We start from the raw sequence: 23,847 nt of genomic DNA, 5'->3' as shown, positions 1-23,847 counted from the left end.
CATGGCACTCTACAACCTGGGTTCTATCAATACCGACTGGTTCTATCAGGTGACTCACTGTCCGATGGATGGTGAAACGGTCGCCGCAGATGGCTGCGTCAACGGATTGGGTGGCAAGGGCGCCAACCAGTCTGTCGCTGCCGCACGGGCGGGATCCGTGGTCCATCATATCGGGTCAGTCGGTGGCGAAGGGGTCTGGGCTGTGGAACAGCTCAAGTCGATGGGGGTGGATGTCACTCATGTCGCCATCGAACTGACTGGGCCGACGGGTCATGCCCTGATTTTTGTCACCCCCGATGGCGAAAACCGGATTGTGATTTTCCCCGGTACCAATCGGATGATCGAGGACGCGGACGTCAAGACAGCGCTGTCGCGCGCGAAACCGAAAGACACGCTGCTGATTCAGAACGAAACCAACGCACAGGCCTTTGCCGCCCAGCGGGCCAAGGCGCGGGGCATGCGGGTGGTGTATTCCGCAGCGCCATTCGATTTGGAATCCGTGCGGGAAATGCTGCCGCATGCTGATCTATTGGCCGTGAATTCTGTCGAGGCAGCGCAACTCGCCGAAGCGCTTGGCGTGGAGATTACGGCGCTGCCGGTGCCGGAATTGCTCGTGACGCGAGGCGCAAAAGGGGCGACTTGGCATGATCTCAAGGAGGGCGAAAGCCTGTTCGTTCCTGCGCCAAAGGTCGATCCGGTGGACACGACGGGCGCTGGCGATACCTTTGCCGGCTATTTCTGTGCTGGACAGGATCAGGGCTTGGCGGTTGCAGAATGCCTGGAACTTGCGGTCGGGGCTGCCGCTCTGAAAGTAACCCGTCCGGGAACCTCTGAGGCGATTCCGTCGCTGTCAGAGGTCCGCCTGTTCCTCGAATCTCTCCCCGCGGCACAATAGGCCGATGGTGTCAGGCAAGTCGGCAAGAAAAAAGGCGGGTCAGAAACCCGCCTTTTTCCAATTTTCGAGATCTTGCGATCTTAGCTGCAGCTGGCTGCGGCGGCTGCGATCACGACGAAGATCGCGAGCGGGAGCCAAACGCCACCCGAGGAACCGGTTTCTTCTTCGATGATGACCGGCTCAATGATGGGCTCTTCATAACCACCAGCGAACGTGGCGGTAGCGGCGAGCGACAGGGCAGCTGCAAGGGCAAGCTTTTTCATGTAAATCTCCAGTTTATGCACGGGCGCATGCACATAGCGAGGACACCCGCGCCCCAAGTAGTTTGTACCTCGTGATCAATTCCTCGCAGAGGAAACTCAGTTTGGCAATTGCCGAGCTATGGGCTCAAACTACCCGGAACTCGATGTCGTCAAATTGGCAACACCTGCCCAAACTGGAGGCTAAACTTGGATTAGCTGCAGCTGGCCGCAGCGGCTGCGATTACGACGAAGATCGCCAAGGGGAGCCAAACGCCACCCGAGGAACCAGTTTCTTCTTCGATGATGACCGGCTCAATGATCGGCTCTTCGTATCCACCGGCAAAGCTGGCGGTCGCGGCGAGCGACAGGGTAGCGGCGAGAACGAGTTTCTTCATGACAACCTCCGTAGTTTGCACGGACACTGAAGCCGATAAGAGGCCCGTGCCCAAAGTCATTCCTCGTAAGAAGACGATTCCAGACTAGGCCTGATCGAGCAATAGTCAACACCGCGCACACGCTCCAAGTGTGCCAATTATATCAGCAATACCTGTGCGCCGTTGGAAACCATCGCGTAAAGCTCTGCGATATGCTCGTTATAAAGACCAATACACCCGTTGGACGATCTCCGGCCGATTTTGCGCGTGTCGTGAGTCCCGTGGATTCGATAGTACTTCCACCCTAGGTAGAGTGCATGAGTCCCGAGCGGGTTGTCAGGTCCCGGCGGCACGAAGTCGGGCCATTCCGGGTTGCGCTTCTTCATCGACGGGGTTGGCGCCCAGGATGGACCTTCCACCTTGCGCACAACAGACGTGCGGCCGCGGCGGGTGAGTTCCTCGGAGATCGGCACGCTGGTCGGGTACAGCTTGTAGACCGTCTGGTCGGCGGACCAGTAATGCAGCGCTCGAGACGTGGTGTCGACAAGGATCGCGCCGCCCGCCGTGGACGAGAAATAGGGCTGCCAGCTTAGCGAGCGGAAGCTGGAAATATTGCGCTGAACGGAAGGATCTTCATCCGGAATCGGCTCAAAGACGGAAGTCTGGGCGAGCGCGGGTGTTGCGAACCCACCAAGCAGCGCGGTCCCCGCTCCGAGAAATCGTCGCCGGTTCAGGTTTGTTTCAGTCGAATCAGTCATTGAATCCTCGTCGAAATCCGCCTCGGTGTGACACCGGATGATATTGCGTCGCGGACGCGTTCGCAAATCAAACGCTTGTGCGCAGAGCGAAGTGTTTGAAACCGTATCTGCTTCCCGCTAGACGACTCGGGAACAAAGCGATGGGTGCCGACGTTATGAAAAGCCTTTATGCCCTTCTTGCCGCAATGGCGCTTCTTCTGACCGCTTGTGGCGGCTCCACCGGTGGATCGGGTGGCTATCGGATCTCCTCGGGTGACACGGCCAAGATCCAGTATCGAACACTCGACTCGATCAACTCATATCGAACTGCGGCCGGCCTCTCCACGCTGCAGCTCAATTCGCAGCTCAACTCCGCGGCATCATCCCACTCGCGGGATATGTCGGCCCAGAATCGTCCTTGGCACTTCGGATCAGACGGCTCTTCGCCGCTCGAACGCGTCGCGCGCGCGGGCTATTCCGGCAAGTTGCTTGGCGAGAATATCTCCGAGACCTATGAGAGTGAAGTCGAGACACTCGGCGCTTGGATGGACAAGCCTGACACGCGCAACGTGATCATGGATCCCGAAGCGCGCGATCTTGGCATCGCCTGGTATCAGGAGAAAAACGGCAAGATCTGGTGGACCCTGATCACCGGCGGGTATGGGGCGACGGCGCTTCCGGCCGCCAACCCCGCCGCCGGCATTCAGGGGTGAATGTCGATCGGTGTGCCCGTGCGCACCATCGCATAGATATCTTCCATCTGCTTGTCCTTGACGGCGATACATCCCGCCGTCCAGTCCTTGCCGCGGGGATCGTCCGGCCGGCGATCACCATGGATGAAGATATCGCCACCCGGATCCCGACCGAGCGCAGCAGCATAGGCGCGGTCGGCCTCGTTCGGATATGAAATACCGAGCGACAAGTGGAAGGAGCTGCGCGGGTTGCGCCTGTCAACGACATAAGCGCCCTCGGGGGTCTTGCCATCGCCGCGGAACTGCTTTGGGCCCTGGGTATTGTTGCCAAGGTGAATCTTGTATTCGGCCAGCAATTCCTTGTAGTTGAAGATGTACAGCCGGCGGCGGTTCTTGACCACCTGAAGCCGTGTCACTTCGGGACCGTTATAGGTCTTGAATTTGCTGGACGAACAGGCCGCCAGCGTCAGCGCCGCGCCGCCTGCGAGAAGGGATCGTCTGTGGACCGTCATGCTCGTGAACTGCCTCGTTTTCTGAGTTTTGCCTGATGATCTACCTTAAAATCGTTCTGAAATGAAGCGCGGCGAAGGGTAGAGAGCGATCACGGAGCCGTGACCCGGTCCTCACCTGCTTTCGTCTCGTGGCTCGATCCGCCCGACTGCTGCCGCAGCAACCGCTCAATCTCGTCCAGCCGGCCTAGAACGTCATCGCGAAAGACGCCGGTCTCTGCGACATCCTCCTCGTGATGGGCATCCTGCATCGAGTTGACGATAAGACCGACAAGGAGGTTCACGACCGCGAAGGTCGTCAGCAGGATGAAGGGCACGAAAAAGGCCCAGGCGCCGGGATGTTCGGCCATGACCGGACGGACGATGCCCATGGACCAACTCTCCAGCGTCATGATCTGGAAAAGCGAATAGAACGAATTTCCGAGCGATCCGAACCAATCTGGGAAGCTCTGGCCATAGAGCTTGGTCGCCATGACCGCGCCGATATAGAAGACCAAAGCCATGAGCAAAAAGACCGAACCCATCCCCGGCAAGGCCGAGACGAAACCTTCGACCACTCGGCGCAGTCGCGGCATGACCGAGATCACACGCAGAACCCGGAGGATGCGAAGGGCCCGCAGGACGGAGAAGGCATGGGCCGCTGGCACCAGCGCTATGCCGACGATCACGAAATCGAAGATATTCCAGGGGTTTCGGAAAAAGCCGAAACGGTAAGCGATGAGCTTTGCCAGGATCTCGAGGACAAAGATCGTCAGGCAGAGGTTGTCGAGCGCAATGATCACCCCGCCAGCCCGGTTCATGACCGCCGGATAGGTTTCGAGCCCGAGAAGGACGGCATTGAACAGGATCACGCCAATGATGAAATTGCCGACCTTCGGGCGTTCCAGCCAGGTCTTCAGTGTCTCTCGCATGTCTTCCCTCGCGTTCGTCCGTCTCACGCGCCGATATGGTTGCGCGAGAAGCAGGCTGCAAGTTCGACATGCGTGGACCAGCGGAACTGGTCGACAGGAAGCAGCCATTCGAGGTGGAATCCGGCCTGAACGAGCAGTGCTGCGTCGCGGGCGAAGGTCACAGGATTGCAGGAAACGAACGCGACCCGCTCGACCTTGGACCGGGCGATCTCCGCACATTGCGCCTGGGCGCCCGCGCGGGGCGGGTCGATTACGATGGCGTCGAATTTCGCGAGCTCATCGGGGAGAAGTGGCCGGCGGAAGAGGTCTCGCGTCTCGACCGTGACCTGCTTGAGTCCGGTCGCGTTCCGCCAACCGGCGGCCAGCGCATGGGTCAGCGCATCCATCCCCTCGACCGCGTGGATCTCGGCCTGTTTTGCGAGGGGCAGGGCAAATGTCCCGCATCCCGAGAAGAGATCGGCGATGCGCCCGGCATCCTCGACAATCTCCCGCACCGCGTCGCGCAGCGTGGCCTCGCCATCTTCAGTTGCCTGCAGGAAAGCACCGGGCGGCGGTTCGACCGAGATGCCTTCAAAGCGAACCAGGGGCCGCGCCCGCTGCGCGACCTGCTCATCGCCCCAGTTCAGCCGCGCCAACTCATGCTCTTCCGCAATCGCGCCAAGGGCCGCGCGGAGCGGAAGATCCAGCGGTTTGCCACCCTCCACGGCGATCTCCGGGCCTTCTTCTGTCAGCGTCACGGTGAAACTCAGCTCAGCCTTGCGCGACGCGCCGACACGAGTCATTTCCGCCAACGCCGGATGCGTTGCCAGCAGCTCCGGGCGCAGAAGCTGACAGTCGGGAACCTCGATCAAGGTTTCCGAGGCGCGGGCATGAAAGCCGATCAGCACATCCTTTTTCGTCCGCCGACCGGAAAACACCGCACGACGCCGACTTTTGGGCGGCGAGATGTGCACCGGGCGGAATTCGGTCTCCAATCCCTGGGCTTCAAGCGCGGTTCGGACGATCCCGGTCTTCCACTCGGCGACGAAGGCGTCCGACGCGTGCTGCACCGCGCAACCGCCGCAGCTCTTGTAGTGCCTGCAGGGCGGCGAGACGCGATGCGGCGAGGGTTCAAGGATACGCGGCGCCGCGATCCGACCATCGACGGTTTCGCCGTCGATCACCTCTCCCGGCAGACAGCGCGCCGCAAAGACCGGTCCGTCGAGGATACCGTCGCCCAGATGCCCCAGCCGTTCCACGACTTGTCCGTTCATTCCGCCGCCTCGTCGATATTGAGAAAACCGCCCGATTGGCGCCGCCAATAGCGCGCATAGAGCCCGTCCTGCGCCAGAAGCGCGGCATGGCTGCCTTCCTCGGCGATCTGGCCCGCGTCGAGCACGATAATGCGATCCATCCGGGCGATGGTCGAGAGCCGGTGCGCGATCGCGAGCACGGTCTTGCCCTCCATCACCCGGTCCAGCGCGGCCTGGATCTGTGCCTCGACCTCCGAATCCAGCGCCGAAGTCGCCTCGTCCAGCACAAGGATCGGCGCGTTCTTCAGGATCGCCCGAGCCAGTGCGATCCGTTGCCGTTGCCCGCCGGAAAGCCGCACGCCGCGTTCGCCGAGATGCGCGTCATAACCTTCTCGGCCCTTGAAATCCTGTAGTCCGAGGATGAACTCATGCGCCTCCGCCCGCTGCGCGGCGGCGATCATTTCGGCATCGGTTGCCTCGGGGCGACCATAGAGCAGGTTGTCCCGCGCGGAGCGGTTGAACATCTCTGTCTCCTGCGTGACCATCCCGATCTGCCGGCGCAGGCTGTTCTGGGTGATCGCACGGATGTCCTGCCCGTCGATCTGCACGGCGCCGTTTTCGGGATCGTGCAACCGCAGGAGGAGGTTCACCAGGGTCGACTTGCCAGCGCCCGAAGCGCCGACCAGCCCGACCTTCTCGCCCGGGTGCAGGGTCAGGGAGACCCCGTCGACCCCGCCAAGCCCGCGCCCATAGGTGAAGCCGATCTCGTCGAAGACCACCTCACCGCGGGAGGGCGGCAGGGCAGCGGCGTTCGGCGCGTCGGTCAGTGAATGCGGTACGGTCAGGGTGCGCATGCCATCCTCGACCTCGCCGATATTCGAATAGATGGTCATCAGCGTGAAGGAGACCCAGCCGGTCATCTGCGCGATGCGGATGGCGATGGCACCGGCGGCGGCAATGTCGCCCGGCGTGGCGATCCCTTGTCTCCAGAGCAGCAGCGTGCCGCCGATCAGCAGCACCGGCAGCATCCCGGCCAGCGTCATCAGCACGGTGCGGAAGACGGAAGCGAGGGTGCCGAACCGGATCGCGGTGTCGCGGAAATCCCCCATGGCGCCAAGAGCGGCGCGATCCTCGTGGCCCAGATGTGCAAAGAGCTTGACCGTCTTGATATTGGTGATCGTGTCGACCACCTGCCCGGAGACATTGGCGCGCGCATTGGCCCTTGCCTTGGCGCGAATGCGGATGCGCGGCAGGAAATAGGAGATCAGCGCGATATAGCCGACCAGCCAGACAGAGAGCGCCAGCGCGACGCGCCAGTCGATCGAGGTCAGCAGCAGCGCCGAGCCGATCAGCGAGGCCAGCGCGAAGAAGACCACGTTGATGATCTCGGAGACGACATCGGTGACCGCGCGAGCGGTCTGCATCTGTTTCTGCGCGATGCGCCCCGCGAAGTCATTGTCGAAGAAGGTGACGGACTGGCCCATGGTCCAGCGGTGCAGGCGCGAGAGCACGAGAGGGGTCACGTTGGGTTGCACGACCACAGCATTGGCCGCCGCCGATGCGCCGAAGAAGAAGGGCCGCAGCAGGACAAAAAACACCAGCGCGCCGAGCAGGAGCGGCAGGTTGCTGGCGAAGAATGTCTCCGGCCCGCTCTCCAGCGCCGTGTCGATGATCCGGCCGAGCAGCAGCGCGGAGATGACCTCCAGCGTGCCGACCACGGCGGACAGCATCCCGGCGCCAAGCAGCACTGGCAGGGAGCCTTTCAGGCACCATTGCAGGAAGGCGAGGAGACGTCGCGGCGGCGGGCCTTCGGCCGGCGCGAAGGAGGGGATCAGATCGGTGAGTTTCATTCGGCGGCTTCTCCACTCGAATCGAGTCCGATGAACCCGCCCGATTGACGCTGCCAGAAGCGCGCATAGAGCCCGCCCGCGGCCAGCAGTTCGGCATGCGTGCCCTGCTCTGCGATATGGCCGTCATCCAGCACGAGGATGCGGTCCATTCTGGCGATGGTCGAGAGCCGGTGAGCGATGGCGATCACGGTCTTGCCTTCCATCACGCCGTAAAGCGTGTCCTGGATGGCGGCCTCGATTTCGCTGTCGAGCGCGGAGGTTGCTTCGTCGAGCAGGAGAATTGGCGCATCCTTGAGGATGACACGGGCCAGCGCGATCCGCTGGCGTTGCCCGCCAGACAGCTTCACGCCGCGTTCGCCGACCTTTGCGTCATAGCCGGACTGACCCTCGTGATCGCTCAACTCCTCGATGAATTCATGCGCCGCGGCGCGTTTTGCGGCGGCAATCATCTCCGCCTCGGTTGCATCGGGGCGACCATAGAGGATGTTCTCGGCAATCGAGCGATGCAGCAATGCGGAATCCTGCTGCACCATGCCGATATGGCTTCGAAGGCTGTCCTGCGCAACGCTGGTCACGTCCTGCCCGTCGATCTCGATATGGCCGTCCTCGGGATCGTAGAAGCGGAGCAACAGCTTCACCAGTGTCGATTTGCCAGCCCCGGAGCGTCCGATCAGCCCGACCTTCTCGCCCGGCGCGATGTCCAACGTCAGCCGGTCCAGCCCGCCGGCGCCGCGCCCATAATGGTGGCTGACAGCGTCGAAGGTGATCCGCCCCTCGGTCAGCTCCAGCGTTGGGGCGTTCGGTGCGTCGGTCAGTTCGATGGGCTGGGCAATGGTCTCCATCCCCTCGGCCACGACGCCAAGATTGCGGAAGAAGGACGAAACGGCCCACATGATCCAGCCCGTCATGGCGTTGAGCCGCAGTGTCAGCGCGGTGGCGGCGGCGACCACGCCGACAGAGGCGGACCCTTGCATCCAGAGCGCCACGCACCAGCCAACGACACCGACAATCAGCCAGCCATTGATGATTGTCAGCGAGATATCCATGACCGTGTAGATCCGCATTTCCTTCTGGAAGGTCCGGCGCGTGGTCTCGATGGCTTCCTTCGCATAGTCCAGCTCGCGGTCGTGATGGGCGAACATCTTGACCGAATGGATATTGGTGTAGCTGTCGACCACGCGCCCGGTGACTTCGCTGCGCGCATCGGACGCCGCCTTGGAGGCCGGCCCGACCCGATTGATCGTCCAGCGCAGCAGCAGCGCATAGGCGGCGAACCACAGGAGCAGAGGCAGGGTCAGTCGCGCATCGGCCTGTGCGAGCAGAACAGCAGCGCCGACGAGATAAGCCAGCGCGAAGGTCAGTGCGTCGAAGACCTGGAAAATCGCCTCGCCGGCGGCGGGCGGGGTCTGCATGATCCGGTTGGCGATCCGCCCGGCAAAATCATTCTCGAACCAGCCGACCGATTGTCGAAGCACGTGCCTGTGCGAACGCCAACGGATCAGCGTGCCGAAATTCGGCATGATGCCGTTGTTGAGCACCAGCACATCGAGCGCCTGAAGAAGTGGCCGCAACAGGAGGATAAAAGCGGCAATGCCGATCAGCTCCCAGCGATACTCCGTCCAGACCTCGGCCGGGGAGGTCTTGGAGAGGATATCGACCACGCGCCCCATGTAGTGGATCAGCCCGATCTCGACCGCCGCCACGATGACAGAGAGCAGCGCGGCCACCACGAAAACCCGCTTGAACGGCTGAGAATAGGCCCAGAGGAAGGGCCACAGCCGGCTCGGCGGCGTGTCGGTCTCCTCATACGGCGTATAAGGATCGACAAGTTTTTCGAAGCGTCGGAACACGGGGATCTGCCTTTGGCAATGGGGAGGGCCAGAGATAGCAGGTCCGTGTTACAGGAAATCTCGAGGCGGGAAAAGCGGGGTCACTCGAGGAAGAGCAGCGCCACGCAGGCGGCAAGGATCGCCGCCATGGCGATGTTGAAGGCACGGAGTTTGCGCGGGTTGCTCAACCAACCGGTGATCGCCTGGCCAAGAAGAGCCCAGATCGTGGCAGAGCTCAGCCCCATGAAAACGAAGACGCTGCCAAGGGTCAGCGCAGAGGCGAGCGGCGCTTCGGGGCGGATAAATTGCACCGTTATGGCAATTGCCATGGCCCAACCCTTGGGGTTGATCCATTGGAAGGCGGCCGCTTCGAGGAAGGTGAACGGCCGAGGTTCCTTGCCTGGCGCTCCGAGGCCGCCCGTTGTTGCGATTTTCCAGGCCAGCCAAAGCAGGATCGCCGCGCCCATCCAGCGGAGCGCCTCGCGCAAGAGTGGCGAGGTCTGAAAAAGCTCGCCAAGGAAGAACCCGACAAGGAAGATCATGACCGGGAAGCCAAACGCAATTCCCAGCACGTGCGGCCAGGTTCGCCACAGTCCGAAGGTGGCGCCGGAGCTTGCCACGAGCGCGTTGTTTGGTCCGGGTGAGAACGCGGCCACCGCGGAGAGCGCCAGCAGGGCAAGAAAGGCATCAAAGGTCATGACAGGCTCGCCAGCAAGGCCTCGCGGTCGAGCTTGAAGCCGGACTCGATCCAGAGTCGTTCCAGACTCTTCATCGCAGTCCCGATCTCCGAGCCGGACAGGGCCGGCATCAGATCCTGCGCCTTGACGGGGAACACCGCATCAGCCCCGTGCGCCGCTGCTTCCAGCGCTTGCGGCGGCACGGTTACGCCCATCAACGCATCCTGCAGGATCACGGCGGCGGTTCCGTCGGTCTCGCCGAGCCGATAGCCCATCTCGCCTGCGGATTGGCCGGAACGCGCGGCGTCGGAAACGGCCTGCAGCCGTCGCGCATCACGTCGACTCAGGCGCAGGCGTCGGGAGACATCTTCGCCTCCAAGAGCGGCGAGCCGCAGAACGGGGTCGGGCGCGCGACCGAGCAACTCCTCCAGGTGCACGAGGATCGGCAGTGCGGTCACGTCCGCGCCGGGCAGGATCGTGTTCAGTACGCCGGTCGTCTGCATAACCGACACGGCCTGGCTCGGCTCTGGCGCCGAGAGCAGCTTTCGCATCTCCGCACCAACCCGTTCTGCCGAAATACGCGACAGCCCGTCGAGATGGGTCGCGCAGGCCTCAAGCGCGTCGGGATCCATTCCCTGTTCGGGGTCGGCATACCAGGCAGAGAAACGGAAGAACCGCAGAATCCGGAGGTAATCCTCCCGCACCCTGTTTTTTGCCTGGCCAACAAAGCGCAACCGCCGGGCGCGCAGGTCGGGCATTCCGTCCAACGGATCGACAATATCGCCCCGGCAGTCGCAATAGATCGCGTTCATGGTGAAGTCGCGCCGTCGCGCGTCGGCGTGGACATCGGTCGCGAAGCGAACCACCGCGCGGCGCCCATCGGTGGCGACATCCAGCCGGAATGTCGTTATCTCGAAGACCTCGTCGGAGATGACGACAGTCACGGTTCCATGTTCGATCCCGGTCGGGATGACTTTCAGCCCGGCATCCTTCATCAGAGCGATGACGGTTTGCGGCGTCGCGTCGGTCGAGAGATCATGGTCGCTGACAGGATAGCCGAGCAGCGTATTCCGAACGCATCCGCCGACAAAGAGCGCCCTGTGCCCCGCCGCTTCCAACAGCGCGCAGATATGCTGCACTTCCGGAGCGTCGAGCCAGGGCGCGTCGATTTTCATTTCGGCATCCGATCGGCAAGGGCACGGAGCATACGCGCTGTTGCGCCCCAGATATAATATGGCCCATGCGGAACCGTGTAGAAGCTGCGCCAGCTTCCGCGCCAGCGCCTCCGCTCGATAGAGAAGCGGTCGGGATTTGTAACCAGCTCCAGCGGGACGGTGAAAACTTCCTGAACTTCGCCCGGCTCGGGCACTGGCTCGAAGCTCTGATGCAACAGCCCGACAACCGGGGTTACGTCGAAGCCGGTGACGGTTTCATGGCTCGGCAGCGTTCCCAGGATTTCGACCGTCTCGGGAGCCAGCCCGATCTCCTCCTGCGCCTCGCGCAGGGCGGCGGCCTCGGTTCCGGAATCGCCTTCGTCCAGCTTGCCGCCCGGAAAGGCGACCTGCCCCGGATGGTGCTTGAGCCGCGACGACCGTTTGGTCAGGTAGAGCCGCACGCCGCGCGGCTCCAGCGAGATCGGCACCAGCACGGCCGCCGCCCGAAGCTTGCGATTCGGCGGCAGCTGGACATCGGCATTAAGGTCATAATCCGAGGACGGGCTGCCCGGCGCGTCTATTGCGCCGAGCAGCTGTTCCCGGAGTGCGTCACGACTTGTCACCCGGCACCTCCTCGGCTTCGAAGCCGAGCGTCCTGGGATCGAAGACGTAATGCGCGCCACAGAACTGGCAGTCTGCGGTTACCGTGCCCGCGTCGGTTGTCATGTGGCCGATATCCCGCGCCGAGTAGATCGAGAGCGACTGCCGGACCTTGTCTTCCGAACAGGTGCAGCCGAATTCGACAGGCTGGCTGTCAAAGACCCGGGGAATCTCTTCATTGAAGAGCCGGACGAGCAGTTCGGTCGGCTGGACGGACGGGCCGACCAGTTCCAACTCCCCGACCGTGTCGAGGAGAATATTGGCACGTTGCCAGTTCTCGCCCTCTTCGCCTTCGAGGATATCGTCGGCGGTTAGCAGGCGTGGTGCCTCTTCGCCTTTCTCGGCCGCGATCGCAGGCGCGGCCTTCGGCATGGATTGCAGCATGATTCCACCTGCCCGCCAGCCGGAATGGTCTTGGCCGGTCGAATGCCCGAAGCTCAACTCGAAGCGGGTCGGAAGTTGTTCGGATTGCGCGAAATAGGTCTCGGCACATTGCCCAAGGCTGTCGCCGGCAATCGGCGTGATGCCTTGATAGGGCGCGGTGCCGCCGCCCTGGTCGATCAGGATCGCAAAATAGCCCTTGCCGATCAGCTTGAACGGGTCGCCGTCGAGCGGCCGGTTTTCATCAAAGCTGGCATAGGCACGGATGCGTGCGGGCGTGCCGTCCTCGCCGGGCGCGTAATAATCGGTCGCGATCAATCGCGCTGGCCCGTCGCCGCGCACCTGCAGCGAGAGCTTCCAGCGCAGCTTGATGGTCTGGCCGATCAGGGCGGTCAGCAGGGTCATCTCCGCCACGAGCGCCTCGATGGCGGGGGGGTAATCATGCTGTTCCAGGACGCGATCCAGAACACCGTCGAGGCGGGCGATCCGGCCGCGAATGTCGGAACGGTCGAGTTGGAAAGGCAGGACGGTGTCGTCCCACGCGATTCTGGAGCCAATGGTCATGGGGTTTCCTTGCAGGCCTGTCGCTGGCATATCGCAGCCATGTAGGCGCGGCAATGCGTGGTGAAAAGGGGGCGGACATGATCCGACGTGTCGGCGAGCGTTTTGTTGCGGGCAAGAACTATCGTTTGCGACCGGGTGTCTATGCGGTTTTGGAACGCGGTGGACTTGTATTGCTGACGCATCAGGCGGCCCCGGTGCCGGAACTCCAGCTTCCCGGTGGCGGGATCGACCCAGGAGAGCAGCCGTTGGCAGCGCTGCATCGGGAAGTTCTCGAGGAGACCGGCTGGTCGATCCGTGTCGAGCGGCGCATTGGAGCGTTCCGGCGTTTCGCTTTTATGCCCGACTACGATCTCTGGGCCGAGAAACTCTGCACGATCTACCTTGCGACTCCTGTCCTGCGCCGATCTGCGCCGACTGAGCCTGGCCACATGGCCGTATGGATGCCAGGTCGCGAGGCAGCGAACGTGCTTGGCAACGCGGGAGACCGTGATTTCTTGCGATTGTGTATCTGATTCAACGATCAGGGCTCAGGCAGCCTAGAGACGCTACCCTAATCCGCATTCCGCTTCGGTCCGCCAAATTCGAACAGAACAGCAGACACGTCGTCGGTGAACTCTTTCTCGCCGGCATGGCAATGCAGGTTCCAGGTTAGTGCCTCTAGAAAGTCAGGGCCCTTTAGCCTGTGATTGTCCGTCATCGCATGGCGAATGCCTTCCTCGTCATACATTTGGCCATCCGCTGTCTCGCATTCGGTGACCCCGTCGGAAACGATGAACAACCTATCTCCCTTGCCGAGATCGAACTCGACCCTCTGGTAACTGGCCCCGGGAACGAGCCCCACTGGCAGGCCTCCTTCGCCGATGAACTCGATATGTCCGTCAGCGCGCTGAATCGCGGGATACGGGTGGCCGGCCTGGACAAGCATTCCGTGTCCGCTGACAAGATCGATCTCTGCGAAAAGGAGGGTAAAATAGGTCTCCGTCTGAATCTCGTCAAGCGTCAGCTCGTTGAGGCGTTCGGCAACCATTTCCGGCGGATGGGCATCATAGATACCGAACTCGCCTTCGAAGAGAGCAACATTCTGGTCTACCGAACTGCCGGAGAGAAAGCCCGCAAGACGCGCCGTCATCAGTGCGGACGTCACACCGTGGCCGGAAACATCGATTGAAAAGACGGCGACGCGGCTGGCGTTAATGGGGAAGAAGCCGACCAGATCGCCGCCGACATGGCCGCTTGGCCGCAACAATAGGGAGACCTGCGAATCGCCGAAACTTCGGAACCGTTCCTTTACAAGGGACTGCTGCAGTTTTCGGGCCTCGACGAGGTCGCTATCGAGGGAGTCGTAGACAGTCTGCAGCTCTGTCAATGTGCTGCTGAGCAAGTGGTTCTTGTCTACCAGCTCTTGCTCCATGCGAAGAATGCGCTCTCCTGCTTTGAGTCGTGCGCGAAGCTCGTCTCCGCTGACAGGCTTTGTCAGAAAATCGTCTGCACCGGCATCCAGCCCTTGGGCAACGTCCACAGCTTCGGATTTGGATGTCAGGAGGATGAAGTAACCATATGTGTCCCGGTCCATGGCCCTGAAGGCCTGGCAGAACTCCGGACCGTTCATTCCGGGCATCATCCAGTCGCTGATGACGAAGTCGGGGGGCGTCTTCGCGCAGATTTCCAGGGCTTCGGGCCCAGACCCGGCCTCGGAGACTTCGAACCCCCAGCGTTTGAGCGAAGCAGTCAGGATTCGTCGCTGAAGGCGGCTGTCATCGACAACCAGTACACGAGACTGGGCGGCGGGCTCTTCCTTCGTTGCGCAACTTGCTGTCATCGTGTTTCGGGATCCGCCTTCGAGAAGTAATTATTGCCACGTCGGCAGAACCAATTCGTGGCACAGGCGGATTAACGCTCGATGAAGTCTATCATTTTACAGAACTATCCAGGCTAAGCATTTTTTAAGCGCTCGCTCGTAACCTGTGATCAGCCCGAACTGGAATCAGGCCGTAGGAAAGAATGAGATGATCGATTGGAAGCGTGTATCCGAACTCAGATCTGAAATCGGAGAGTCAGATTTCGATGAGGTTGTCGAGCTCTTCCTCGAAGAAGTCGAAGGCCTGTTGTCCCGACTGAAGAAGGATCCTCAACCGGATCTGTATCACGAGGATCTGCACTTTCTGAAGGGCTGTTCGGCAAATCTCGGCTTCGGAAGCCTGGCAGCCATGTGCCTTTCAGGAGAGACCATTGCCGCGGGTGGGGCGCCTGAAAACGTGGCTTTGGCTCCCATATTCGAATGTTTCGAGCGTTCGAAAGCGCAGTTCTTCGATGGTCTCGAAAAGGGGTTGGCAGCCTGAGAGGAGTGGCTGGGATGATCTGTCGCCGATCATTCTCGGATTTGGCTGATTGGATCTGACCACAGCAAAAAGCATCGCGCTTGACGCAAGCGGCGATCCCAGAAGCGTGTGGCGGGAGCATCCTTCAGATGACGAACTCGGACAAGGTCTCGTCGCTCGTGATGTCATTGTAAACCAGCCCAGCCGATTCCAGACGCGCAAATAATGCCGTGAAATTCTCCCTGTGGGTCGTCTCGATCCCCAAGAGGACAGAACCGAAGTTCCGCGCAGATTTCTTCATGTATTCAAAGCGAGCGATGTCGTCATCCGGACCGAGCAGGTCGAGAAAGTCTCGCAAGGCGCCCGGGCGCTGCGGAAGCCGCAGGATAATGTATTTCTTGACGCCTGCATAGCGTTGGGCGCGTTCCTTGACCTCTGGAAGTCGTTCGAAATCGAAATTGCCCCCGGACGTGACACAGACGATACGTCGCCCGCGAATCTGGTTGGCGAGATCAGGGAGGACATCAACTGACAGCGCGCCGGCGGGTTCCAGAACGATTCCCTCGACGTTTAGCATCTCGATGATCGTGGTGCAGATGCGGTCTTCCGGTGCCCGCAAGACATCCGCGGGGGCGACCCGGTTGAGCGCGGCAAAGGGCAGATCACCGATCCGCGCCACGGCAGCCCCATCGACGAAGGAATTCACCTTTTCCAGTTTTACCGGGCGGCCCGCCGCCACGGCTGCGGTCAGGCTTGCGCCGCCGGCCGGCTCCACATAGCGGAGCCCCACCAGAGGGGACACTTCTTCGAGATATTGCGTCACGCCGCCGGAAAGTCCGCCGCCACCCACGGGAAGGATGACCATGTCGGGCGGATCCATCTCGTTCAGAATTTCGACCATGACCGAGGCTTGCCCCTCGATGACATCCGGATCGTCGAACGGGGCCAGGAAATGTCCGCCCTCGGCCACGCACCAGGCTTTGGCTTCTGCCAACGTGTCGTCGAAATAGTCGCCGACGAGCCGGATCTCGATGCTGTCTCCACCGAAAACCCGCGTTTTCTGGATCTTCTGCTGCGGGGTCGTGACCGGCATGAAGATCACGCCGCGCAAACCGAAATGTCGGCAAACGAATGCGACGCCCTGTGCATGATTGCCCGCCGAGGCGCAGACGAAGAGCGATTGATCGGGCCGCTTGGCCAACACCTTTCGCATTGCGTTGAAGGCGCCGCGCAGCTTGTAGGAGCGCACGGGTGCGAGGTCCTCGCGCTTGAGATATATCTCAGCACCGAACCGATCCGAAAGGTGGTCGTTGCGCTGGAGGGGAGTGGCGGGGAAGAGGCTGCGCATCTCTTCTGTCGCGGCGCGGGCTTTTTCGGCAAAACTGGTCATGATTCGGGCGTTAGCAAGAATGGCGGCCCCATGCCACGGGAATCCGCCTTGCCCGGACCGGTCTTCCCGTCTACACGGCAGCGTCGAACGCAAGATACGAGGAAGCGAGAGATGGCCCAGCCGAAGAAAGTGGTGCTTGCCTATTCCGGGGGTCTCGATACGTCGATCATCCTGAAGTGGTTGCAGGTGGAATATGGTTGCGAGGTCGTGACCTTTACCGCCGACCTGGGACAGGGTGAAGAGCTCGAGCCCGCGCGCAAGAAGGCGGAGATGCTTGGCATCAACGCGGATAACATCTTCATCGAGGATCTGCGCGAGGAATTCGTGCGAGATTTCGTCTTCCCGATGTTCCGAGCCAATGCGCAATATGAAGGGCTCTACCTGCTCGGCACCGCCATCGCGCGTCCGCTGATTTCCAAGCGCCTGGTCGAGATTGCCGCCGAAACTGGCGCCGATGCGGTCTCCCATGGCGCCACCGGCAAGGGCAATGACCAGGTGCGGTTTGAGCTGTCGGCCTATGCGCTCAATCCCGAGATCGTAACCATTGCGCCTTGGCGCGAATGGGACCTCGGCTCGCGGACCAAACTGCTGGAATTCGCCGAAGCCCACCAGATCCCGATTGCCAAGGACAAGCGTGGCGAGGCGCCCTTTTCGGTCGACGCGAACCTGCTGCACACCTCTTCGGAGGGCAAGGTGCTGGAGGATCCGGCTGAGGAAGCGCCCGACTACGTTTACCAGCGGACGGTCCATCCCGAGGATGCGCCGAACGAGCCGGAATATGTCGAGATCGAGTTCGAGCGTGGCGATGCGGTTGGTATCAACGGCGAGCGCCTAAGCCCGGCGACTGTGCTGACGCAGCTCAACGAGCTGGGTCGAAAGCACGGCATTGGCCGGCTGGACCTTGTCGAGGGACGGTTTGTGGGCATGAAGTCGCGCGGCATCTACGAGACGCCGGGCGGCACGATCCTGCTTGATGCGCACCGCGCGATCGAGTCGATCACGATGGACCGCGTGGCGATCCATCTCAAAGACGAGCTGATGCCGAAATATGCCGAGATGATCTATAATGGCTTCTGGTTCAGCCCCGAGCGCGAAATGCTGCAGGCGATGATCGATCATAGCCAGGAACATGTAACGGGCACGGTTCGGATGAAGCTCTACAAGGGTCTGGCGCGCACCGTTGCCCGCTGGTCCGAGCATTCGATCTATTCGGAAGAGCAGGTGACCTTCGAAGAGGATATGGGCGCATACGACCAGTCCGACGCGCAGGGCTTCATCCAGCTCCAGGGCCTGCGGCTGCGGCTGCTGGCAAACCGGGACAAGAAGTTCCGCTAAAAGGTTCAGATACTGATTGAAAGGGACCGTATGCCGACGCGCATGCGGTCCCTTTCTATTGGATGCGTCGGCAGGGCCAAAAGGAAAGGCCGGGCAGGATTGAACCTGCCCGGCCTTTTTCTTTCAATTGTCGTAGCGCCGGTTACTCGGCCGGGACCTTCCAGGCCTCACGGTCGATATCGAGATCGGCATAGGCATCCGGGTCGAGCACGGGGCGGTCGATCCCCGCCTTGAGCTGCGCCCGGAAGTCGTTCAACAGCCGCATGGCGACCGGGAAGAGCATCATGATCGCCAGCAGGTTGACCAGCGCCAGAACACCCATCAGCGGGTCGGAGAAGAAGAAGACCGAAGTCGCCGCCGGTGCCGTTGCGCCGAGGAAGACGATGCCGATGATTGCGATACGCAGCGCCGGGATCGCCATCTGGTTTTTCGTCAGGAAGCTCAGTGCGTTCTCACCAAGATAGTAGTTGTAGATGATCGAGGAGAAGGAGAAGAGCAGGATCGCCGCCGAGAGGAAATACTGCGTCCAGGAACCGAGATGGGAGACCATCGATTGCTGCGTTAGCACAACGCCATCAATTCCTTCCGCGCCCGGCACATAGACATCGCCCAGCAGGATCACGAAAGCCGTGCAGGAGCAGATGATGATCGTGTCGATGAAGACCGAGAAGGACTGGGTGATACCCTGGCTGATCGGGTGACGCACTTCGGCCGTCGCCGCGACGTTCGGGGCCGAGCCAAGGCCGGCTTCGTTGGAGAAGAGGCCGCGCCGCAGGCCCTGCGCAAGGGCCGCGCCCATGCCGCCACCGACAGCCTCCCGGAAGCCGAAGGCATTCGCGACGATGTCATAGATCACGCCGGGTAGAGAGGTGATGTTGAGCAGGATGACGATCAGCGCCATGGAGAGATAGCCGATGGCCATGATCGGCACGACGACATCTGCCACCTTGGCGATGCGGTGGATACCGCCGAAGATGATGAGACCGGAAATCGCCGCGAGGCCTGCGCCGGTATAGAGGCGGTCGATGCCCATGCTGTCCTTGACGGCGCCGGCCACGGTATTGCCCTGGAAGGCGTTGAAACCGAAGGCGAAGGCGGCAATCAGGCAGATCGCGTAGACAACGGCGAGCCAGCGATACTCGTTGCCGAGCCCGTGAATGATCGAGCGGGCCGGGCCGCCACGATACTCGTTCTCGCCGGTCTTGCGTTTGAAAAGCTGCGCGATGGAGCATTCGACGAGGCTCGTCGCCATGCCGACCAACGCGATGGCCCACATCCAGAAGACGGCACCCGGGCCGCCCAGGGTGATCGCAACCGCGACGCCGGCGATATTGCCGCCGCCCACACGCCCGCCGACCGAGACCAGCAGTGCCTCGCGGGCGGAGATCTTGTTGGGGTCCGCGTCATCATTGCTCCGAAGCACGCGGAACATGCGTTTGAAGAACTGGAACTGGACGAAGCCGGTCGTGATTGTGATGAAGACGCCGAAGACGACCAGAATGGGGATGAGTGACCATCCCCAGGTCAGGTCGCCGATCTTTCCGAAGATCAGCTCAAGAAATTCCATGTTTCAAGTCCCTCTGTTTTTATGCGGTGCACCCCGCAATTGGTTGCGGACCCTAGGGAGGCAAAGGCAGTGTTTCATTTCGCTAGCTTGCATCTTCCTGACGCGGGTTGCTACAGAAGCAGCGTCAGGTAGAGAAAGGAACGCATGTGTCACGCGACCTGCCGCAAAACCTCCGGGCCCTTTGCTCTTATCACAAATCCATCGCGGACGTCTGCCGTCAGCTTGGGGTCAACCGGTCCCAGTTCAATCGCTACCTGAACGGCGAAACGTTTCCCTCGCTGCGGTTGATGCGGCGAATGTGCGATTTCTTCGGGATCGAGGAATCGGAACTCCTGCTTCCGCACGGGCAATTCATGGAACTGATCCGGCTCAAGCCGCATGAAAGCTCGGCGCGGGCGGAGAAGAACGTGGTCTCGGCCATTGGCGAGGATATCCGGCTTGCCTCCCGCAGGGAGTTGGACAGCTATGTCGGATTCTATTTCGGCTATTACCACTCCATGTCTCATCCGGGCATGGTGCTGCGCTCGCTGACCCGGCTTTACCGGACGCCGTTCGGGGTCAACGTCAAGAGCATCGAGATGGTCGGATCGCCCGGCGCGCGGCAGTTCACCTGCAAATACGAAGGCGCCTGTTTTGTCCTTGGTGACCGGATTTTCATGACCGTGATGGAGATGCTGACCCGCAATGAGGTCATGCAGATCATCCTGTATCCTTGCTACACGAGCCGTATCCGGTTCCTGACCGGAGTCATTTCTGGTGTTGCCGCCCGGGCGCCGCGCCCGCCCACGGCGACACAGATCGTCTTCCAGTATCTCGGAGACGGGCTCGACATTCGTAAAAGCCTCCGGTTGTCAGGGCTTTATGCGCCGGATGATCCGGAAATTCCGCAGGAGGTCCGCCGGATGCTGTCTGGCCCGAGCGCCTTTCTTGAAGCGCCGTTGCCCTGAGTTCCTATCCGTCCATCTCTCCGCATTGGCTTTTGGCGAGGTAGCGGCGGCGCGCCTCGAAATCGTCGAACTGACTGAGGCAAAGCTGCATCTTGGCGAAGGCCATTTCCGGCCCCATGACCCGTCCATCGATCACGCCGGTGTCGCGCATCACCTTGCCGGCCGCGTAGGTGCCCAGCCGCATCCCGCCTTCCGGACATTGACTGACCGCGACCACCGGCACCTTGCGCGCAAAGGCCCGGTCCAGCGCCGCGCGCAGCTCGGGTGTGTCCGGCGCTGTGCCGGAACCGAAGCAGCGCAGGACCAGCCCGTCGCAGATTTCAGCGGCATGGGCGACAAGCTCGGCGCAAGGGCCGGGCGTGACCGAGAGCATGCCAACTTTATGCTCCGCGACCTCGATCAGACCCGGCGCGGGCGCCATCAGCCGGGGCGGGGCTTGCGTTGGAACCGCCTCAAAGGCGTCAAAAGCCTGGGAATGCGACTTACGCACACGGGCGCCATGCATCAGTCTTCCGGCGAATTGCACCTGCACGCCGGGGGCAGCGCCCGCTGCCGCCCAGAGCGCATCGAAGAGATTGGCATCGCCATCATTGCCGGGGACGGTCAGCGGCAACATCGAACCGGTCACGATCACGGACCGGTCGAGCCCGGGCAGGGAAAGGCAGAGCGCGGCTGCGGTATAGGCCAGCGTGTCGGTGCCATGGGTGACGACGAATCCGTCGTATTCGTCATGCGCCGCGTGGATCGTGCGGGCGACGCGGGACCAGTCATGTGGGGTCGCCTGGGCGCTGTCGATCAGCGGGTCCAGCCGGCGGATATCGACCGGCCCGGCTGTCCGCCCAGCCGCAACCAGCGCCGCGACCGCGTCCTCGACCACGCCCGCGCGCGGAGCGAAGCCGTCTTTTGTCCGCTCCATGCCGATTGTGCCGCCAGTATGGATCAACAGGATCGCCATCTCTCGCCCTCGATTGTGCCGCGCCGACCGGCGACCTGCGCTGAAATCGCGACATGTGCCAGATGATGGAGGAGATATGTCGGTCGTGGATCGAGATCAACGTTGCGTCAGAAGCGGAGATCGGTCTGCGAAACGGCGGTGGCGATGCGCTGTGCGTTGGCGAGGTCGTTGCCACGCGCCCGGGCCTCGGCGTCTTCCGGGCTATGATCGAAACGAATCCAGCGTTGGACCAGCCGTTCCAACAGAACATCTTCCGGAACGTCCAGATAACAGGAGAAATCCCAAAGCCCGGCAAGTTGGTCCCAGGGCGCTTCGCTGAAACAGACGTAATTCCCTTCGACAACGGCGATCCGGTCCTCCGGTCCGATGACGACGGAACCGGCGACGGACTTGTCGATCTCGCGGTCGAAACTCGGCAGGATCACTTCCGCTTCCTGCTTCAATCGCGCCATCGCGTGGATGAAGCCGGCCGCGTCGAACGTCTCCGGAGAGCCTTTTCGGGCCCGAAGGCCACGCGCGTCGAGCACTTCATTGTCGAGGTGAAACCCGTCCATCGGCACGGCGACGGCCGCGAGCCCGCGGCTGTGGAGTTCGTCGACAAGCTCCCTGGCGGCACGGGATTTCCCGGAGGCGGGTGGCCCGGCCAGTGCGATCAATGCGCGAGCACCGGAAATGGGCAGGGCAGCGATGCGGTCCGCCAGTTCGATCAGGTTTTCGCGTTCCAATTTCCGTCCTCCGTCAGGCAGCAAGGTCTGGCGGCGGTTGCATCGCGCCGGTCATCATGGCGACAGCGTCGGACATGGAATGGTCTCCCGGCCGGACGACGCAGAGCCGCTTGCCGAGCCGATGGATGTGGATCCGGTCCGCCACTTCGAAAACATGTGGCATATTGTGCGAGATCAGCACAATTGGGATGCCACGGGCGCGCACGTCCTGGATCAGCTCCAGCACGCGGCGGCTTTCCTTCACGCCGAGTGCAGCCGTTGGCTCGTCGAGGATGATCACCCTGGAGCCAAAGGCGGCGGCGCGGGCCACTGCAATGCCCTGCCGCTGACCGCCCGAGAGCGTCTCCACGGCCTGGCGGATGTTCTGGATTGTCATCAGTCCGAGCTCGGTGAGCTTCTCCCGAGAGAATTTCTCCATCGCTGGCTTGTCGAGCTGCCGCAGGATTTTTCCCCGCCAGCCGGGTTTGCGCAGCTCGCGCCCCATGAACATATTGTCCGCAATGGAGAGTGCGGGCGACATGGCAAGCGTCTGGTAGACGGTCGCGATACCGGCCTCCTGTGCTTCCAGAGGCGTATTGAAATGCACCTGGTCGCCGTCCAGAAAAACCTCGCCATGATCGGGCTGGAGTGCGCCGGAGAGCGTCTTGATCATCACCGACTTTCCGGCGCCGTTGTCGCCGATCACGGCGAGCACTTCTCCGGGATAGAGTTCGAAGTCGCAGCCATCGAGCGCGGTGACCTTGCCGAATTTCTTGACCAGACCGCGGCCTTGCAAAACAGGTTGCTGGGTCATGCCGTTCCCTTTCTGATCCACTGGTCTATGGAGACGGCGAAGATGATGAGCGCGCCGATGAGCAGGTAGGTCCATTGCGGATCGGTGCCGATCATGCGCAAGCCAAGAGAGAAGACGCCGACGATCAGGCCACCGGCCAGCGCGCCGAGTATCGAGCCGCGCCCGCCGAACAGCGAGATGCCCCCGATGGCGACGGCGGTGATGGATTCGATATTTGCGTTCTGTCCGGAGGTGGGCGAGACCGAACCGATGCGGCCGATCAGTGCCCAGCCGGCAAAGGCGCAGATCAGGCCGGCGAGGCAGTAGACCTGGATCAGGACCGTCTTGACCTTGACGCCGGACAGTTCGGCGGCTTCCGGGTCGTCGCCCACGGCATAGACATGACGGCCCCAGGCGGTGGAGCGCAGCACATAGGCGAGCAGGAAGACGATGAGGAGCATCGCCACGGCGCCATAGGTGAAGACGGCGCCGCCGACCTTGAATTTCTCGCCGAAGAACTGGAGCGCGGGCGCCTGTTCGGCGATCTCCTGCGAGCGGATGGTTTCATTGGCCGAGTAGAGGAAATTCGCGGCGAGGAAGATCTGCCACGTTCCGAGCGTCACGATGAAGGGCGGCAGACGGAGATAGGCGACGAGCACGCCGTTGATGAAGCCCATGCCGGCGCCAGCGGCGAGACCGATGGCAATTGCCACCTCCGCCGGAAGCCCGTAGCGGAAGGTGAACTGGCCCATGATCACCGAAGAAAACACCATGATCGCGCCGACTGAGAGGTCGATACCAGCGGTCAGGATGACCAGCGTCTGGGCCGATGCGGTGATGCCGACGATCATCACCTGTTGCAGGATCAGTGTCAGAGCGAAGGGCGAGAAGAACTTGCCGCCGAGGATGATCCCAAAGACGATTACGGCCATGACCAACACGAAAATCGGCACGGCGGCGGGCGTCGAATGCAGCCAGCTCTGGATCTTGTTGGAAAAGGTATCGTCCTCGTCGAACTCGGCGACGGCCGTTTCGGCATCCTTCAGGACGTCTTCATAGGATTGCGGTGTAGGGGTGCGGGGGGTGGAATCTACGTCCGACATCGGGTCTCCCTCCAGATTTGCGCGTTTG

At 61.8% G+C, this 23,847-nt stretch carries 25 protein-coding genes; 6 read left to right on the top strand and 19 right to left on the bottom strand.

The annotated features are described in order from the left end of the window. Position 1 precedes the first annotated feature (1 nt). Positions 2–895 carry a ribokinase gene (locus R3X27_RS01075; RefSeq protein WP_317706959.1) on the top strand — a complete coding sequence of 298 codons (894 nt, stop codon included), beginning with the start codon at positions 2–4 and terminating at the stop codon, positions 893–895. An 80-nt stretch (positions 896–975) separates the two neighbouring features. On the opposite strand, the gene R3X27_RS01070 is transcribed toward R3X27_RS01075, so the two are convergent. The 3 genes from R3X27_RS01070 to R3X27_RS01060 all read right to left on the bottom strand — a co-directional run bounded on the left by R3X27_RS01070 (position 976) and on the right by R3X27_RS01060 (position 2,269). Beyond that, positions 976–1,158, bottom strand: coding sequence for a hypothetical protein (locus R3X27_RS01070; RefSeq protein WP_317706958.1), 183 nt, complete (start codon positions 1,156–1,158; stop codon positions 976–978). Positions 1,159–1,349: 191 nt separating this feature from the next. Beyond that, positions 1,350–1,532, bottom strand: coding sequence for a hypothetical protein (locus R3X27_RS01065; protein ID WP_317706957.1), 183 nt, complete (start codon positions 1,530–1,532; stop codon positions 1,350–1,352). 137 nt (positions 1,533–1,669) lie between these two features. Continuing rightward, complete coding sequence (locus R3X27_RS01060; protein WP_317706956.1) at positions 1,670–2,269, bottom strand: L,D-transpeptidase; 600 nt, start codon at positions 2,267–2,269, stop codon at positions 1,670–1,672. Positions 2,270–2,424: 155 nt separating this feature from the next. On the opposite strand from R3X27_RS01060, the gene R3X27_RS01055 reads away from it, so the two are divergent. After that, a complete protein-coding gene (locus R3X27_RS01055) occupies positions 2,425–2,961 on the top strand; it encodes a CAP domain-containing protein (RefSeq protein WP_317707172.1) in 537 nt (178 codons plus the stop codon). On the opposite strand, the gene R3X27_RS01050 is transcribed toward R3X27_RS01055, so the two are convergent. From R3X27_RS01050 to R3X27_RS01010, 9 genes are all read right to left on the bottom strand, one after another. Continuing rightward, positions 2,952–3,452, bottom strand: a complete 501-nt coding sequence (locus tag R3X27_RS01050; protein ID WP_317706955.1) for a murein L,D-transpeptidase family protein — start codon at positions 3,450–3,452, stop codon at positions 2,952–2,954. The two genes, R3X27_RS01055 and R3X27_RS01050, sit on opposite strands and share 10 nt — an antisense overlap. Positions 3,453–3,541: 89 nt before the next feature. Then, a complete protein-coding gene (locus R3X27_RS01045; protein ID WP_317706954.1) occupies positions 3,542–4,360 on the bottom strand; it encodes an ion transporter in 819 nt (272 codons plus the stop codon). A gap of 23 nt (positions 4,361–4,383) precedes the next feature. Beyond that, entirely contained in the window at positions 4,384–5,613 is a 1,230-nt protein-coding gene (locus tag R3X27_RS01040) for a class I SAM-dependent RNA methyltransferase (RefSeq protein WP_317706953.1), read from the bottom strand. Beyond that, the gene (locus tag R3X27_RS01035) at positions 5,610–7,442 is read right to left on the bottom strand and encodes an ABC transporter ATP-binding protein (RefSeq protein ID WP_317706952.1); all 1,833 of its coding nucleotides are present in this window, start codon (positions 7,440–7,442) and stop codon (positions 5,610–5,612) included. Before R3X27_RS01035 ends, R3X27_RS01040 begins: the two co-directional genes overlap by 4 nt. Beyond that, positions 7,439–9,292 carry an ABC transporter ATP-binding protein gene (locus R3X27_RS01030; protein WP_317706951.1) on the bottom strand — a complete coding sequence of 618 codons (1,854 nt, stop codon included), beginning with the start codon at positions 9,290–9,292 and terminating at the stop codon, positions 7,439–7,441. The genes R3X27_RS01035 and R3X27_RS01030 overlap by 4 nt, the downstream gene beginning before the upstream one ends. 80 nt (positions 9,293–9,372) lie before the next feature. Then, positions 9,373–9,969 carry a LysE family translocator gene (locus R3X27_RS01025; RefSeq protein WP_317706950.1) on the bottom strand — a complete coding sequence of 199 codons (597 nt, stop codon included), beginning with the start codon at positions 9,967–9,969 and terminating at the stop codon, positions 9,373–9,375. Then, complete coding sequence (locus tag R3X27_RS01020; RefSeq protein ID WP_317706949.1) at positions 9,966–11,123, bottom strand: CCA tRNA nucleotidyltransferase; 1,158 nt, start codon at positions 11,121–11,123, stop codon at positions 9,966–9,968. The genes R3X27_RS01025 and R3X27_RS01020 overlap by 4 nt, the downstream gene beginning before the upstream one ends. After that, positions 11,120–11,725, bottom strand: coding sequence for a CoA pyrophosphatase (locus tag R3X27_RS01015; RefSeq protein WP_317706948.1), 606 nt, complete (start codon positions 11,723–11,725; stop codon positions 11,120–11,122). Before R3X27_RS01015 ends, R3X27_RS01020 begins: the two co-directional genes overlap by 4 nt. After that, positions 11,712–12,707 (bottom strand): Hsp33 family molecular chaperone HslO, encoded by a 996-nt coding sequence (locus tag R3X27_RS01010; protein WP_317706947.1) that lies wholly within the window; start codon positions 12,705–12,707, stop codon positions 11,712–11,714. The genes R3X27_RS01015 and R3X27_RS01010 overlap by 14 nt, the downstream gene beginning before the upstream one ends. Positions 12,708–12,784: 77 nt before the next feature. On the opposite strand from R3X27_RS01010, the gene R3X27_RS01005 reads away from it, so the two are divergent. Further along, complete coding sequence (locus tag R3X27_RS01005) at positions 12,785–13,219, top strand: NUDIX hydrolase (protein WP_317706946.1); 435 nt, start codon at positions 12,785–12,787, stop codon at positions 13,217–13,219. A 38-nt stretch (positions 13,220–13,257) separates the two neighbouring features. Here the strand turns inward: R3X27_RS01005 and R3X27_RS01000 are convergent, their stop codons facing one another. After that, entirely contained in the window at positions 13,258–14,526 is a 1,269-nt protein-coding gene (locus R3X27_RS01000) for a PP2C family protein-serine/threonine phosphatase (protein ID WP_317706945.1), read from the bottom strand. A gap of 187 nt (positions 14,527–14,713) precedes the next feature. Here R3X27_RS01000 and R3X27_RS00995 point away from each other — a divergent pair, with 187 nt between their 5' ends. Beyond that, positions 14,714–15,046: an Hpt domain-containing protein gene (locus R3X27_RS00995; RefSeq protein WP_317706944.1), complete on the top strand. Its 333-nt coding sequence runs from the start codon at positions 14,714–14,716 to the stop codon at positions 15,044–15,046. 124 nt (positions 15,047–15,170) lie between these two features. Here R3X27_RS00995 and ilvA read toward each other — a convergent pair whose 3' ends face one another. Next, complete coding sequence (ilvA, locus tag R3X27_RS00990) at positions 15,171–16,415, bottom strand: threonine ammonia-lyase IlvA (protein ID WP_317706943.1); 1,245 nt, start codon at positions 16,413–16,415, stop codon at positions 15,171–15,173. Positions 16,416–16,526: 111 nt separating this feature from the next. Here ilvA and R3X27_RS00985 point away from each other — a divergent pair, with 111 nt between their 5' ends. Beyond that, positions 16,527–17,750 carry an argininosuccinate synthase gene (locus tag R3X27_RS00985; RefSeq protein WP_317706942.1) on the top strand — a complete coding sequence of 408 codons (1,224 nt, stop codon included), beginning with the start codon at positions 16,527–16,529 and terminating at the stop codon, positions 17,748–17,750. Positions 17,751–17,892: 142 nt separating this feature from the next. On the opposite strand, the gene R3X27_RS00980 is transcribed toward R3X27_RS00985, so the two are convergent. Continuing rightward, positions 17,893–19,317 (bottom strand): alanine/glycine:cation symporter family protein, encoded by a 1,425-nt coding sequence (locus R3X27_RS00980; RefSeq protein ID WP_317706941.1) that lies wholly within the window; start codon positions 19,315–19,317, stop codon positions 17,893–17,895. 146 nt (positions 19,318–19,463) lie between these two features. Here R3X27_RS00980 and R3X27_RS00975 point away from each other — a divergent pair, with 146 nt between their 5' ends. Then, positions 19,464–20,264, top strand: coding sequence for a helix-turn-helix transcriptional regulator (locus R3X27_RS00975; RefSeq protein WP_411572442.1), 801 nt, complete (start codon positions 19,464–19,466; stop codon positions 20,262–20,264). 4 nt (positions 20,265–20,268) lie between these two features. Here R3X27_RS00975 and R3X27_RS00970 read toward each other — a convergent pair whose 3' ends face one another. From R3X27_RS00970 to R3X27_RS00955, 4 genes are all read right to left on the bottom strand, one after another. After that, positions 20,269–21,219 (bottom strand): asparaginase, encoded by a 951-nt coding sequence (locus R3X27_RS00970; protein ID WP_317706939.1) that lies wholly within the window; start codon positions 21,217–21,219, stop codon positions 20,269–20,271. Between the two features lie 107 nt (positions 21,220–21,326). Further along, positions 21,327–21,944: a hypothetical protein gene (locus tag R3X27_RS00965; protein ID WP_317706938.1), complete on the bottom strand. Its 618-nt coding sequence runs from the start codon at positions 21,942–21,944 to the stop codon at positions 21,327–21,329. A 13-nt stretch (positions 21,945–21,957) separates the two neighbouring features. Further along, positions 21,958–22,737: an ATP-binding cassette domain-containing protein gene (locus R3X27_RS00960; protein WP_317706937.1), complete on the bottom strand. Its 780-nt coding sequence runs from the start codon at positions 22,735–22,737 to the stop codon at positions 21,958–21,960. Then, complete coding sequence (locus R3X27_RS00955) at positions 22,734–23,819, bottom strand: ABC transporter permease (RefSeq protein WP_317706936.1); 1,086 nt, start codon at positions 23,817–23,819, stop codon at positions 22,734–22,736. The genes R3X27_RS00960 and R3X27_RS00955 overlap by 4 nt, the downstream gene beginning before the upstream one ends. Positions 23,820–23,847: the final 28 nt, after the last annotated feature.

The sequence above is a fragment of the Tropicimonas sp. TH_r6 genome, assembly GCF_033101155.1.
GTDB lineage: Bacteria > Pseudomonadota > Alphaproteobacteria > Rhodobacterales > Rhodobacteraceae > Tropicimonas.
The sequence above is the reverse complement of the archived record's forward strand: the minus strand, read 5'-3'. Positions and strand labels throughout refer to the sequence as shown.

Bases quoted from the DNA above. Each gene is read 5' to 3' on its own strand.
- R3X27_RS01075 (WP_317706959.1), top strand. From the start codon at position 2: ATGGCACTCTACAACCTGGGTTCTATCAATACCGACTGGTTCTATCAG.
- R3X27_RS01070 (WP_317706958.1), bottom strand. From the start codon at position 1,158: ATGAAAAAGCTTGCCCTTGCAGCTGCCCTGTCGCTCGCCGCTACCGCC.
- R3X27_RS01065 (WP_317706957.1), bottom strand. From the start codon at position 1,532: ATGAAGAAACTCGTTCTCGCCGCTACCCTGTCGCTCGCCGCGACCGCC.
- R3X27_RS01060 (WP_317706956.1), bottom strand. From the start codon at position 2,269: ATGACTGATTCGACTGAAACAAACCTGAACCGGCGACGATTTCTCGGA.
- R3X27_RS01055 (WP_317707172.1), top strand. From the start codon at position 2,425: ATGAAAAGCCTTTATGCCCTTCTTGCCGCAATGGCGCTTCTTCTGACC.
- R3X27_RS01050 (WP_317706955.1), bottom strand. From the start codon at position 3,452: ATGACGGTCCACAGACGATCCCTTCTCGCAGGCGGCGCGGCGCTGACG.
- R3X27_RS01045 (WP_317706954.1), bottom strand. From the start codon at position 4,360: ATGCGAGAGACACTGAAGACCTGGCTGGAACGCCCGAAGGTCGGCAAT.
- R3X27_RS01040 (WP_317706953.1), bottom strand. From the start codon at position 5,613: ATGAACGGACAAGTCGTGGAACGGCTGGGGCATCTGGGCGACGGTATC.
- R3X27_RS01035 (WP_317706952.1), bottom strand. From the start codon at position 7,442: ATGAAACTCACCGATCTGATCCCCTCCTTCGCGCCGGCCGAAGGCCCG.
- R3X27_RS01025 (WP_317706950.1), bottom strand. From the start codon at position 9,969: ATGACCTTTGATGCCTTTCTTGCCCTGCTGGCGCTCTCCGCGGTGGCC.
- R3X27_RS01020 (WP_317706949.1), bottom strand. From the start codon at position 11,123: ATGAAAATCGACGCGCCCTGGCTCGACGCTCCGGAAGTGCAGCATATC.
- R3X27_RS01010 (WP_317706947.1), bottom strand. From the start codon at position 12,707: ATGACCATTGGCTCCAGAATCGCGTGGGACGACACCGTCCTGCCTTTC.
- R3X27_RS01005 (WP_317706946.1), top strand. From the start codon at position 12,785: ATGATCCGACGTGTCGGCGAGCGTTTTGTTGCGGGCAAGAACTATCGT.
- R3X27_RS01000 (WP_317706945.1), bottom strand. From the start codon at position 14,526: ATGACAGCAAGTTGCGCAACGAAGGAAGAGCCCGCCGCCCAGTCTCGT.
- R3X27_RS00995 (WP_317706944.1), top strand. From the start codon at position 14,714: ATGATCGATTGGAAGCGTGTATCCGAACTCAGATCTGAAATCGGAGAG.
- ilvA (WP_317706943.1), bottom strand. From the start codon at position 16,415: ATGACCAGTTTTGCCGAAAAAGCCCGCGCCGCGACAGAAGAGATGCGC.
- R3X27_RS00985 (WP_317706942.1), top strand. From the start codon at position 16,527: ATGGCCCAGCCGAAGAAAGTGGTGCTTGCCTATTCCGGGGGTCTCGAT.
- R3X27_RS00980 (WP_317706941.1), bottom strand. From the start codon at position 19,317: ATGGAATTTCTTGAGCTGATCTTCGGAAAGATCGGCGACCTGACCTGG.
- R3X27_RS00970 (WP_317706939.1), bottom strand. From the start codon at position 21,219: ATGGCGATCCTGTTGATCCATACTGGCGGCACAATCGGCATGGAGCGG.
- R3X27_RS00960 (WP_317706937.1), bottom strand. From the start codon at position 22,737: ATGACCCAGCAACCTGTTTTGCAAGGCCGCGGTCTGGTCAAGAAATTC.
- R3X27_RS00955 (WP_317706936.1), bottom strand. From the start codon at position 23,819: ATGTCGGACGTAGATTCCACCCCCCGCACCCCTACACCGCAATCCTAT.